Annotated in this window: 13 protein-coding genes; all 13 read right to left on the minus strand. The window is 34.3% G+C overall.

What is annotated here, in order from left to right; translation table 11 throughout:
* Nucleotides 1-6: 6 nt before the first annotated feature.
* Nucleotides 7-636 (minus strand): uracil phosphoribosyltransferase, encoded by a 630-nt coding sequence (upp, locus tag BX659_RS01290; RefSeq protein ID WP_097017374.1) that lies wholly within the window; start codon nucleotides 634-636, stop codon nucleotides 7-9.
* 12 nt (nucleotides 637-648) lie between these two features.
* On the minus strand, nucleotides 649-1,887 hold the full coding sequence (glyA, locus tag BX659_RS01295; RefSeq protein WP_097017373.1) for a serine hydroxymethyltransferase: 1,239 nt from the start codon (nucleotides 1,885-1,887) through the stop codon (nucleotides 649-651).
* A 14-nt stretch (nucleotides 1,888-1,901) separates the two neighbouring features.
* Nucleotides 1,902-2,339, minus strand: a complete 438-nt coding sequence (gene rpiB / locus BX659_RS01300; RefSeq protein WP_097017372.1) for a ribose 5-phosphate isomerase B — start codon at nucleotides 2,337-2,339, stop codon at nucleotides 1,902-1,904.
* A gap of 78 nt (nucleotides 2,340-2,417) precedes the next feature.
* Nucleotides 2,418-3,107 carry a low molecular weight protein arginine phosphatase gene (locus BX659_RS01305; protein WP_097017371.1) on the minus strand — a complete coding sequence of 230 codons (690 nt, stop codon included), beginning with the start codon at nucleotides 3,105-3,107 and terminating at the stop codon, nucleotides 2,418-2,420.
* Nucleotides 3,108-3,140: 33 nt separating this feature from the next.
* Nucleotides 3,141-3,707, minus strand: a complete 567-nt coding sequence (locus BX659_RS01310; protein WP_097017370.1) for a manganese efflux pump MntP — start codon at nucleotides 3,705-3,707, stop codon at nucleotides 3,141-3,143.
* A gap of 126 nt (nucleotides 3,708-3,833) precedes the next feature.
* Entirely contained in the window at nucleotides 3,834-4,877 is a 1,044-nt protein-coding gene (locus BX659_RS01315; RefSeq protein ID WP_097017369.1) for an L-threonylcarbamoyladenylate synthase, read from the minus strand.
* Nucleotides 4,878-5,381: 504 nt separating this feature from the next.
* Nucleotides 5,382-7,079, minus strand: coding sequence for a carbohydrate-binding protein (locus tag BX659_RS01320; RefSeq protein ID WP_097017368.1), 1,698 nt, complete (start codon nucleotides 7,077-7,079; stop codon nucleotides 5,382-5,384).
* Between the two features lie 598 nt (nucleotides 7,080-7,677).
* On the minus strand, nucleotides 7,678-8,535 hold the full coding sequence (prmC, locus tag BX659_RS01325; protein ID WP_097017367.1) for a peptide chain release factor N(5)-glutamine methyltransferase: 858 nt from the start codon (nucleotides 8,533-8,535) through the stop codon (nucleotides 7,678-7,680).
* Nucleotide 8,536: 1 nt separating this feature from the next.
* On the minus strand, nucleotides 8,537-9,613 hold the full coding sequence (gene prfA / locus BX659_RS01330; RefSeq protein ID WP_097017366.1) for a peptide chain release factor 1: 1,077 nt from the start codon (nucleotides 9,611-9,613) through the stop codon (nucleotides 8,537-8,539).
* 234 nt (nucleotides 9,614-9,847) lie between these two features.
* Nucleotides 9,848-10,720, minus strand: coding sequence for a DUF1385 domain-containing protein (locus tag BX659_RS01335; protein WP_097017365.1), 873 nt, complete (start codon nucleotides 10,718-10,720; stop codon nucleotides 9,848-9,850).
* 255 nt (nucleotides 10,721-10,975) lie between these two features.
* On the minus strand, nucleotides 10,976-11,179 hold the full coding sequence (gene rpmE, locus BX659_RS01340) for a 50S ribosomal protein L31 (protein ID WP_068719578.1): 204 nt from the start codon (nucleotides 11,177-11,179) through the stop codon (nucleotides 10,976-10,978).
* Nucleotides 11,180-11,269: 90 nt separating this feature from the next.
* A complete protein-coding gene (locus tag BX659_RS01345; RefSeq protein ID WP_097017364.1) occupies nucleotides 11,270-12,121 on the minus strand; it encodes a peptidoglycan DD-metalloendopeptidase family protein in 852 nt (283 codons plus the stop codon).
* 67 nt (nucleotides 12,122-12,188) lie between these two features.
* Nucleotides 12,189-13,433: a transcription termination factor Rho gene (gene rho / locus BX659_RS01350; RefSeq protein WP_097017363.1), complete on the minus strand. Its 1,245-nt coding sequence runs from the start codon at nucleotides 13,431-13,433 to the stop codon at nucleotides 12,189-12,191.
* Between the last annotated feature and the right edge of the window lie 12 nt (nucleotides 13,434-13,445).

The raw sequence follows: 13,445 nt of genomic DNA on the forward strand, positions 1-13,445 counted from the left end.
TTTTTATTACTTAGTTCCAAATAATCTATCTCCTGCATCTCCTAAACCAGGCTCAATATAAGCATGATCATTTAATCTATCATCTAAAGCAGCAGTATAAATCTCTACATCTGGATGTGCTTCCTGTAGCTTTTTAACACCCTCTGGAGCCGCTACTAAACACATAAACTTAATACTTTCAGCACCTCTATCCTTAACAAATTGAATTGCTGCAGCTGCTGATCCTCCTGTTGCTAACATTGGGTCAACTACAATCAACTCCCTTGATTCAATATCAGTTGGCATCTTGCAGTAGTATTCAACTGGCTCTAAAGTCTCAGGATCACGATACAACCCAATATGCCCAACTTTAGCTGCTGGGATTAGATTGAACATACCATCTACCATTCCTAAGCCTGCTCTTAAGATAGGTACAACAGCCAATTTCTTTCCAGCTATCACCTTGGCTGTTGTCTCCATAACTGGAGTTTTAATTTTAACATCTTCCAAAGGTAAATCTCTAGTTACTTCATAAGCCATTAAAGTTGCAATCTCATTAGCTAACTCTCTAAACTCCTTTGGTCCAGTCTCTTCTTTCCTTAAGTGTGTCAATTTGTGTTGAATTAATGGGTGATCAATAATATGTACTTTACTCATTAAAATTTCCTCCTATTTTTGATGTAATAATGGATATTCTTCAACCAACTCCTCGACTTCTCTTCTTACTTCGGCTTTAATCTCTTCATTATCAATATTTAATAATAATTTAGTTATCATCTTAGCTACTTTCTTCATCTCTTCTTCCTTCATCCCTCTAGTTGTTAAAGATGGAGTTCCTATACGAATTCCACTTGTCACAAAAGGGCTTCTGGTTTCAAAAGGAATAGTATTCTTATTCACAGTGATATTTACCTCATCTAATGTATGCTCTGCTTTCTTTCCAGTAATATCATGCTCTGTTAAGTCTACTAACATTAAATGGTTATCTGTACCATCAGAGACTATCCTAAACTCTTGGCTTAAGGCTTTAGCTAAAACCTTAGCATTCTTTACAACCTGCTTTTGATACTCTTTAAACTCATCACTTAATGCCTCTTTAAAGCAGACAGCTTTAGCTGCAATAATATGCATCAAAGGACCACCTTGAATCCCAGGAAAGATTGCTTTATCAATCTGCTTGGCAAACTCCTCTTTACATAAGATCATCCCACCACGAGGTCCACGTAAAGTCTTATGGGTAGTAGTAGTTACTATCTGGGCATGCTCTACTGGATTTTGGTGTAATCCTGCTGCTATCAATCCTGCAATATGAGCCATATCGACCATCAAATAAGCCCCTACCTCATCAGCTATCTCTCTAAACTTCTTAAAATCTATCTCCCTTGAGTAAGCACTTGCACCAGTTACAATCATCTTAGGCTTATTTTCTAGTGCCAATTCTCTTAATAAATCATAATCGATTCTTTCATTATCTTGGTTTACTCCATATGGCACAAAGTTATAGTAATTACCTGACATATTAACAGGACTACCATGGGTTAGATGACCACCATGAGTTAAGTCCATTCCCAGTACAGTATCTCCCGGTTCTAACAGAGCAAAATAGACAGCTGCATTGGCTTGAGAACCTGAATGGGGTTGTACATTAGCATGTTCTGCTCCAAATAATTCTTTTGCTCGCTCAATAGCTAGCTTTTCAGCGATATCAACATACTCACATCCACCATAATATCTCTTATCTGGATATCCTTCAGCATACTTGTTAGTCAATACCGTCCCCATAGCTTCTAAAACTGCTTCACTAACGAAGTTCTCTGAAGCAATTAACTCCAAATTCCCCTTCTGCCTACTCTCTTCTTTTTTGATTACTTCAAATAATTCAGGGTCAATCTTCATTAAATTCTTCATTAGATCACTCTCCTCTAATCCTCTAATTGACTAATCTTATCAATCCTTCTTTGGTGCCTCTCACCTTCAAACCCAGTATCTAACCAAGTTCTAGCAATCTCTAAAGCTAACTCACTACCAACAACTCTCTCTCCCATAGTTAAGATATTAGAATTATTATGTAATCTAGTTGCCTTAGCCGAGAATACATCATGGCATAAAGCAGCTCTAATTCCTTTTACCTTGTTTGCTGCAATTGACATACCAATTCCAGTACCACAGATTAAAATACCTCTATCATATTCTCCATTAGTTACACTATAAGCTACTTCTTTAGCAAAATCAGGATAATCTACAGAATCAGTACTATCTGGGCCAAAATCATGGTACTCTATTCCCTTTTCATCTAATAACTCTTTAATCTTACTCTTTAAATTTATTCCTCCGTGATCACTACCTAATGCAATCTTCATTTCTATACCTCCAGTTATGAACTCTTAGCTGTTAACTCTCTAATAACTATTCTCTAATTCATAGTATTATCCTGCTTATTATTCTAGATTTTCGACAATCTTCTCCAATTCAGCCTTAATCTCCTGAGCACAATCTCTATAAATTGAGATAGGTTGTCCAAAAGGGTCAGAGATATCTAAATTCCCTATCCTCTCTTTTAATCTAGCCAACTCCCTCTTTTCAGCTAAAACCCTCTGGTTTAACTCATCCTCTAATTCAGCAATCCTTCCTTCTATCCCCTCAAGTTCACTAAGCAACTCTTCTCTTTTATCTTCTAGCTCTTCGATCTCATCTTGATACTCTAAGATAAATTCTTCTCTCTTCTTATCTATTATCTGGTGTAGCTCTTCTATCTGTTTGGTCTCATTCTCAATATCCTCAACCCTAGCTGCATATTCCTTTAATGTATAGACCTTCTCTCTAGAATCAGGATAATCATCTAAAATAACCAGTTTATGCCTTTGAGTCATTGTTAAGATTAAATCGGATTCTTCTATTAATTGCTGTGACAATAGTGTAGTTTGGTGATTACTTAAATCTATTCCTTCCTCTTTCATAACCCTAATTGCCTGATAAGCTGCATCTCCACCTTCAAAGGCAGAGATACCTGCTGATTTAATCTTATAATTGCCCTTGCCATACCTAGTTAATAAGTCCCTAAGTAGTGCTTCTGCCATACTGCTTCTACAGGTATTTCCAGTACATACCAATAAAATAGTCTTCTTCAAAAGATCACCTCCCTGTTAATTAATAAATTTAACCTAAGATAATAAAAAGTGGATTCCTAATAAAATCAAGGCAACTCCTCCTAAGACTTCAGCATTACCACTGACTAAACTACCTATCTTATCTCCTAAAGTCAAACCACAGATAACCATCACAGTAGCAATAAAACCTAAAATCATACAACTAAAAACTATATTGGCATCCAACATACCTAAACTAAATCCAACAGATAAGGCATCAATACTGACACTTAAAGCCACGATAATTAAAGACCAGCCATATAGATCAAAGTTGCTATCGACTTGATCACTTTTAAAATTCTCATAAATCATTATCATACCTAAAATCATCAATACCCCAGAACCGATAGTTGTAGTAATCTTATCTATTGTACCCTCAAAATAATAATTACCAAAAAGATTATGTAAAAAGAGCCCTAATTCTACCCCTACTAAAGGCATAATAACATGAAATATACCTATAATCAGACTAAATTTTAATAATAATAGTAATCTCAATCTTTTGGTACCAATAGCTACAGAAACAGAAAAAGCATCTGTTCCTAAAGCCACTCCCAAAGCAACTACCTCTATAATATTCACTATAACCCTCCCCATTAAGCAGACGATATATAATTTAAAACATTATATATATATTCTAATAGGAAAGAAGTTATATCTAAATTTTAATAGTACTAAATACTATAAGCTATAATGACCTATCAATAATCAGACTTCAATAATCTGATAGGCAGCCGACTTTCTCAATCTATTCATAATCGCTAAACCTAAACCTTTCAACTCTAGACCCTCTATCAAAATTCTCTCAATTCCCTCTTCATCAAACTCTCTTAATAACTTGAAGATACTCTGACTAATCTCTATTAGGTTATCTTTACTCCCCATGATTTTGACATTAACACCTGAGTAATAATCTTCTAGTTCTTTACTTACCATTACTCCAATCTTCTTATCTTCATTTGCATTGATTAATTTTTTAATCTTATCCTTAATTTTATCCTCTTTGCCTTCAATTAATATGACCTCTGCTTGGGGGGCATAATGTCTATACTTCATTCCTGGAGAGATTGCTGCTTTAGATTCATTTGCAAATTTACTCTTAACTACAGGATCTATCTGCACTTGACCTAACTCTGCTAATAGTTCTTCATAAGTTACTCCACCAGGTCTTAGCAGGATAGGTACTTCTCTAGATAAATCAACTACTGTCGATTCTACCCCAAGACCAGTCTGACCACCATCTATAATCCCAGCAACTCTACCAGCCAAATCCTCAATCACATGTTCAGCCAAAGTAGGACTGGGTTTTCCCGATAAATTAGCACTCGGTGCTGCTAAAGGTAATCCTGTCTCCTTGATTAACTTCAGCGCTATCGGGTGATCTGGCATTCTAACCGCTACTGTATTCAAGCCTCCTGTAGTAACCTCTGGCACTTTCTGTGATTTTGGTAGAATAAGAGTTAAAGGACCTGGCCAAAACTTATCCATTAATTTTTTAGCAAGTTGAGGTACTCCTTCACTTATTAAATTCTCTATATCCTTCTCTTCTCCAATATGTATAATCAAAGGATTATCCGATGGCCTTCCTTTAGCAGTAAAAATCGATTTTACTGCTCTTTCATCAAGAGCATTAGCCCCTAAACCATATACTGTTTCAGTAGGAAACGCCACTAACTCTCCTGCTCTTAATAATTCTGTTGCATCTTTAATCTCTTTTTCTGAGAACACCTTAGTTCCTTTAATGCTTCTCATTATAATATACCCTCTTTCATACTTCTATTAATACTACAATTGTCAGTATAAGTGAAGCAAAGACCGAATCTTTTTGGATCAATCTACACTCAACACTAATTGCTAATAGTATAAAAACTGGAGCTCAGTTTTTATTATAGTATATAATATTTCTAAAGATTTGTTAAGAGGGATTAGATTATAGTTACTATTACCTACTAAATTTAATTTTATTCAAAGGAAGTATAATCCCAACTATATTTATTCTAGCTCTCTTCTTAAGAATTAAGGAAACTGCTTTGACTAATCTTATATAAGGAGAATATAATTTTGATTTGCTGACCTCCTGTTGTTGGCTATAAGTTCAAAAGTAAACTCTTAATACAACTTCACCATTGCTCCTACTAATCTCAAAAAAGCTCTTTATACCTATCATCTTAAATAAAAAAGCTGAGAAATCCTTGCCTATTGATATAGGCTAGAATTCCTCAGCTAAATTCATTAATAATATGCTACAATGAATAATTAATCTGATTCAATTGCACCTAAATCTGGAGCTGAACCATTATATTCAATACCATCTGCTAAAACACCTACATCAATCAAATCACTACCAGACTTAAGATGTAGAAATCCATTACTAGTAGGATCAGAATCTATACCAGGTGTTAATGTGATAAAGTCCGATTCATCTGCTGTATAATACCAATAAATATCGTCTTCTGTAAGCGCATTTGGAGCAGAGATATCTCCTACTATTCTATCATTATGCCCTCCAGCAAAAGAAATATTATTGATAAATACATGGCTAGCACCATCACGCGTATGGAAATTATGATCACCATTATTATAAGCAGTATTATTTATAAACTTAATACTACCGGTGTTCCCATTATCTGTAAAACCATGCTTCCCATTATTAAAAGCAATGCTACGACGAACAATGTGGTTCACATAGATACCAGAACTACCGAGTTTAAAGCCATTCTTATCTCCATTTCCTGATGTATTACCATCACTCAACAATCCATTATCATGAGCAATACAATCTTCTATTGTTACTACCCCAATTGGACCTGTTGCCGACTTAGCATATAAATCCCAACCATCATCAATATTATGATGTGATACGCATCCTCGGAATATATTACCTTCTCCAACTGTTAATTTAGGTGCAAATCCATCAGCATCTTCATGATCACTATCAGCATTATCATGGGATTCAGAGTTAAGAATCAAATTATTCGATGGCCATTCACTAATATCATCATAATTACTATTAATTCTGCTAACTTGAAGACCTGAATCTCTATTATATCTAAAAACACACTCTTCTATTATATTATTATTACCAGCAAGTAACATCCCGTTATCACCGGCATTTTGGATAATAACACCTTTAATGTGCCAGTAATCACCAGAAAGAACAATACCACGATTAGATGAATCTTCTGCCATAGCTGAAAAATCTAGAACAGGCGTTGCATTGTTATAAGCAACTATCTTCTTTCTAGCACCAGAGGCTCCATCATTGCCCTCTGCTATAATAACTGTCTGTGAAAGAGCGTAAGTACCATCCTCTAAATAGATAGTATTGCCTGCTTGAATTGATTCAATTGCTTCCTGTAATGTCATAGAATCATTGGGCGCAAGTAATATGTCCCCTTCTTCTAGTTCAATAGAAGCTTGGTCACCGTTACCTGCTGATGGTTGATTTCCAGTAATCTCAATCCAATCAATATTAGCTAAACCATCATCAGTTTTAGCAACTAATCGAATACTATTATCCCCAGCCTGGAGATTTACACTTACCAAAGAAGTTGTTGACCAACTAGACCAACCCCCTGTTGCTGAAAAATCAATATCAGAAATCTGCTTACTATCATTAACTAAGACTTCAGCTGCACGGTTAGCTGAACCACCATTAGCAAATCTCCACTGAAGTTCATAACTACCAGCAGAAGGTACATTAATCACCCATTCTATATAACTTCCAAGGTAATTTAGAGTATTGGCATAACCATTACCTGTATAACTAGAATGTTCTGATTCAATAGAACCATCGACTTCTACAAAACCAGTTTCATTTTCTTGAATCTCTAAAGTACTTTCTGCAGCCAAAACTTTTGATGAAGTCCATCCTCCAAAAAAACTGGTTATACAAAAAACCAACAAGAAAATAGTACCAACTGATTTTAATTTTTCCCCTAAATTATTCTTCAAAATAATTTCCTCCTTAATATATTTATAAGCCTTATTCCACTATGTCTTTCGCTTTACCTAGAGCCTCTAATTTAATTATCAACAATCAATTTAATCACCTCCTTATAAAAATTTATATCTCTTATAACACATGTAAATATTTGACTTTTGTGAAAATTATAATTATTGAACCGAACTACTTTGGAAATCGTTTTCCTAAGTCTCTAATAGATATAACATTAAATAAAAAACTAATATACTCAATTATTATATTAGAATAATAGGTCACTATTAGGTATTTCCGGTGGTTTTTTCGAAAAAATACCCTTGAATAAGGATAAATTTGAAAGTTTATAGTTTAAAATATAGATATTATATTCCATATATTAAGCAAGACAGTATAAATCAAAAGTTTACTTCAATCTTTACTATAAATAACAGAATAATTATTGACTATATTACTATAAATTGATTTTATTTTCTTTTATTACTTTTTTTGTTATCTAAGTATTTTATTTCTTCACGCCTGAATATTATCCTTCTTTTTATATTGAATAGATTAAATTAATTTAAAATTTGTAGTCTTAAGGATAAAAAAAGTAGACCTCAAAATTGAGATCTACTCCTTAGTAGCTAAAACCACTCTCTCGATTCCAGCATAATCTTTAATTATCTTTATATTATCAAAGTTATTATTCTCTAATAAAGATGCTACATCATCAGCTTGATTAATCCCTATTTCAAAAGCAATCAATCCACCTGTATTCAACTTAGTTAATGATTGATTAATAATCTCTCGATAAAAATCTAATCCATCCTGCCCACCATCTAGAGCTGTTATTGGTTCATTTTTGACTTCCCTCTGTAAATCCTTTATATCAGACGTAGGGATATAGGGTGGGTTAGAGACTATAATATCTACCATTTCACTAACAGGTTCTAATAAACTACCTAATCTAAAATCTATCTTATCTAAGAGTTCATAATTATCAGCATTCTCTTTAGCCACATCTAAAGCATCAGCAGATATATCAACCGCTATCGCTTCTATCTCTTTTTCTGCTAGCTTAGTCAAACTAACTATAATTGCTCCACTTCCTGTTCCTACATCAACAACCTTAACTCTATCTAAGCCTACAGCTTTAATCTTATCTAAAATAACCTCCACCAAATGCTCTGTCTCTGGTCGTGGAATCAAGGTAGCCTCAGTAACCTTAAAATTTAAAGACATAAACTCTTGCTTAGCAATAATATAAGCAACAGGGGTACCTTTACTACGCGCAATTACAAACTGACGATATTTATCTACTTCCCCTTTAGTCAAAGGCTTATCAAAATTGACATAGAGATTTATTCTCTCCATATCCAATACCTCTGATAATAAAATCTCAGCATCTAAACGAGCACTAGCAATTTCATAATTTTGAAAATGTTTAACAGTTCTATCAAGTATCTCCTTAACCGTTAGAAGTTCCAACTTAGTCCACCAGCTTCAATTTCTCTATTTGGTCTGCTGTAGTTAAGGCTTCAATTACCTCATTTAAATCACCATCTAGGATAGCATCTAATTGATGCATTGTTAGATTAATTCGATGATCAGTCACCCTTCCTTGTGGGAAGTTGTATGTTCTAATTCTTTCACTTCTATCACCAGTACCGACTTGGCTCTTTCTTGCTTCAGCAACTTCAGCTTGTTGCTCTGCTTCTATCTTTTCCTGCAACCTTGCTCTAAGAATTCTCATTGCCTTATCTCTATTCTTATGTTGAGATTTTTCATCTTGACAGGATACTACTAACCCCGTAGGTAAATGGGTAATTCTAACAGCAGAGTCGGTAGTATTAACACTCTGACCACCTGGACCACTAGAGCGATAAGTATCAATCTTTAGGTCATTGGCATTGATCTCAATATCAACTTCTTCTGCTTCAGGCAATACCGCAACTGTAGAAGTTGATGTATGGATACGACCACTAGACTCTGTATTAGGTACTCTTTGTACTCTGTGAACTCCACTCTCATACTTTAAACGGCTATAAGCTCCCTTACCTTCAATCATAAATACAATCTCTTTATAGCCTCCCATTTCAGAGGGACTAGAGCTCATTACTTCAGTCTTCCAGCCTGCCCTCTCAGCATAACGGCTATACATTCTGTATAAGTCACCAGCAAAGATATTTGCCTCATCACCACCAGCACCACCACGTATCTCAACAATAACGTTCTTATCATCATTAGGATCTTTAGGAATTAACATTAATGGTAATTTTTCTTCTAATTTTTCCATCTTTGGCTGTGCTTCATCTAACTGCATCTTAGCCAATTCAATCATCTCTTCATCATCAGCAATCTCTAAAACCTCTTCTGCCTCTTCTACATTTTCCTCTAACTCTTTATATTCCTTATATTTTCCAACTATATCTCTTAAATCAGCATATTCCATAGATAACTTCTGGAACTTTTCTTGGTCATTAATAACCTCTGGATCGCTTAATAACTTTTCTATCTCTTTATAACGCTTCACAACACCTTCTAATTTGTCAATCCAATTCTTCATTAATAAACCTCCTCAATACATTTCCACAATAATTCTATCTTATTATACCACAAATCTTATCGAAGTGAAGTAGAACAATAGATAGATATTAAGACACTTTAGTAATGAGTGACGAGTGACGGGTAACGAGTAAAAATCTCCTCTCGTCACTTGTTACTCATCACTCATTACTGTCTTAATATTCCCCTATTCTAATACTTCCTAAAATATCTTCTTTTATCGCAAAACTTAAGTCTAAACCACTTCCCGTTCTTCCTCTAATACTGTCTCTAAAGATTTAATAGCTACTTCTAACTGCTCTAAAGATGGTTCCTTAGTAGTTAATTTTTGTAGATATAGACCAGGTAGAGCTACTAATTTAAATAATCTATTTACCTTCTTCTTTCCTGCCTGTTTAATCAATTCATAAGAGAGACCAGCCACAACTGGTAATAAAGCAATATGAATTAAAATTCTATTGACTAAAGTCGGTTTTCCAAAAAATGAGAACAATAGTACACTCATCATCATTACAATTAGTAAGAAGTTAGTTCCACATCTTGGATGAAGAGTAGAGAATTTTTGGGCATTCTCTGGTGTTAAAGGCAACTTGGATTCATAATTATGGATGACTTTATGCTCTGCTCCATGATATTGAAAGACCCTCTTAATATCCTCTAACCTAGATATAGCTACTATATATATCAAAAAGAAAGAAATCTTAATAATACCTTCACTTAAATTCAATAATAAAACCGAAGTAATATTATTCTCTAAAAAAGATACCAATAGTGCCGGTAATGCCACAAAAAGTCCTATTGCCAGACCAAAAGAAACCCCCATAGAACTTATTAATTCCCAAAATGTTAACTCTTCTTCCTCTTCACTGAACTGATTTGCAGAAAAGGTTAAAGCCTGTAGACCTAAAATTAATGATTGGAATAAGGCTACTACCCCTCTAATGATAGGCCATTTTAAAAATTTAAATTTATCACTTAGTACTTTCAGCTTTCTTCTATCTAAGACTATCTGTCCATCTTCTTTACGGACTGCTATAGCTACATGGCTTTTACCTCTCATCATAACACCTTCAATAACAGCCTGACCACCATATTGAGTTTTAGACATCTATTTCCCCCCTATACTGAATTTTTTATCTTCTAAATATAATTCTATCACTTTATTACATGATTTAAAAGTTAGAATAAATAAGGGATTATAATTATTAGTCAACTATATAAACTATGCTTATGGCTAATTAGCAGATTCTCAACAAAGGGTACAGTAAATATGAACTAAGAACTCACTTTACATTTATCACTCCATATAAACTAATTACATTGAATATAAAAAATAGCAGAGCATTTAGCCCTGCTACCTTTATTATTCGCCAATTCCATATTTCTCTTTGAATCTTGCGATTCTTCCACCTTTAGCAGATGTCTTCTGCTTACCTGTATAGAATGGATGACAGTTGGAACAAATCTCCACCTTCATGTCACCTGTTGTAGTTTTAGTTTCAAAAACTTCCCCACAAGCACATGTTATAGTTGCATCTGTATATTCTGGATGGATTTCTTTTTTCATTTTGCTCACCTCTTTCCTTTGCCATCTTAATAAGTACTCGGTCAATATTTCAACTTTTACATTATAACATAGTTAAAAAACTATTGCAACCTAATCTAAATAAGTCAATGGATTTATAGCTTTATCTTTGATTCTAATTTCAAAGTGTAAATGAGGTCCTGTACTACGACCAGTACTACCAGAATAAGCAATTATCTGCCCTTGATAAACTTTCTCTCCTGCTCTTACTAATAATCTAGAATTATGAGCATAACGGGTGGAAATTCCATTACCATGGTCAATATAGATTGCTTTACCATATCCTGAAAGATATCTACTTTGTGTGACCACTCCACTTTTAGCAGCTCTAACTAAAGACCCCCTTGGAGCAGCAATGTCTATACCCTTATGCATTCTTCCCCACCGTCTACCAAAGGGAGAAGTAATTCTTCTATATTTTGTTGGCCAGATAAATCCTAATCTCTTATTGGTACTACTTTCCTTTGAGTAATAGGCCCCTTTAGCAGAATAACCCTTATCTCTAGACTTGTCAATTGGGACAATTAATAAATCGCCAACTTTAATCAAATTAGGATGTTTGAGATTATTGGCTTTAACCAACTCATAGCTACTAGTATTATGTGCCTGGGCAATACTCCAAATTGTCTCTCCTGCTTTTATCCTATGAATGATAACGTTACCACGGGGGACTTTTAATTTCTGTCCAACTACAATCATATTTTTATTAGCAAGATCAGGATTAAGATTTAGAAGAAGAGATAAATCAACATTAAACTTCTTACTTATCTTCCAAAGCGTATCTCCTACCTTTACCTTGTATCTAAAAAAAGTTAATTGCTTATTGACCCTGTCAGAATTTAAGTCTAAGTTCGTCCTTGCTTCAACATCTGGTAGTGGTGCTATCAGCAAAAATAGGCTGATAACAATTAAAATTTTCTTCATTTTTTCACCTCTAAAATTATCTCAAGTAGCTATAATTTAGAACTACAAGTTATCACAAATCTAAGATTTAAAATATCTTCTGTAGAGACTTTAACATTGCCTTATTATTTTTACTTGCTTTTAATTGTTTGATGAAGGAATCAATAATCTCAGTCGGATTATTATTCATATTCCGTCTTATCTTCCACATTGTATCAAGTTCTGCCTCTGATAATAATAGCTCTTCCTTTCTAGTACCCGAAAGATTAACATCGATTGCAGGAAATAACCTCTTCTGTGCTAAATTACGACTTAAATGTAGCTCCATATTTCCTGTACCTTTAAATTCTTCATAAATCACATCATCCATTCTACTTCCTGTCTCTACTAAGGCAGTAGCCAAGATAGTTAAACTTCCACCCTCTTCAATATTTCTAGCTGCTCCAAAGAACCTTTTGGGTTTATGAAGTGCTGTTGGGTCTAATCCTCCTGATAAAGTACGACCACTTGATGGAATAGTTACATTGTAAGCTCTAGCCAGCCTAGTTATACTATCTAATAAAATAATAACATTCTGCTTCTGTTCTACTAATCTTTTAGCTTTCTCTAAGACAAGTTCTGATACATTAATATGATTTTGCGGTGGTTCATCAAAAGTAGAGCAGATTACCTCTGCATCAACAGAACGGCGCATATCAGTGACCTCTTCAGGTCGTTCATCGATTAATAGAATCATCAGTTTCGATTCTGGAAAGTTAGTAGTAATACTATTAGCTATCTTTTTTAATAATACAGTCTTACCTGCTTTTGGTGGAGCAACAATCAATCCCCGTTGTCCCATTCCAATTGGAGCTATTAAATCTATTAAACGACTAGAAATCTCACTAGAATCATGCTCTAGAGTTATTCTCTTTTGTGGATATAAAGGGGTTAAATCTTCAAAATGGGGTCGTTGTTGAGCTAATTCAGGATTTTGATAATTAACAGCCTCTATTCTAAGTAAAGCAAAATAACGCTCATTCTCTTTAGGCTGTCGCACTTGTCCAGAGACTACGTCTCCATTTCTTAAATCAAAACGCCGTATTTGAGAAGCTGATATGTAGATATCATCGGTACTAGGAACATACTTAGATGGTCTTAAAAATCCATATCCATCAGGAAGTATCTCTAATACCCCTTCAGCAAAGATTAAACCTCCCTTCTCAGTTTCAGACTTCAATATTTCAAAAATTAATTCTTTTTTCTTTAATCTAGTGTAACCTGTGATTCCTAAAGTTTTTGCAATTTCATATAATTCTGTTATAGTCTTCCCTTCCAACTCAGTAATATTCATTAAGAATAACTC

Source organism: Orenia metallireducens (assembly GCF_003001995.1).
Lineage (GTDB): Bacteria > Bacillota > Halanaerobiia > Halobacteroidales > Halobacteroidaceae > Orenia > Orenia metallireducens_B.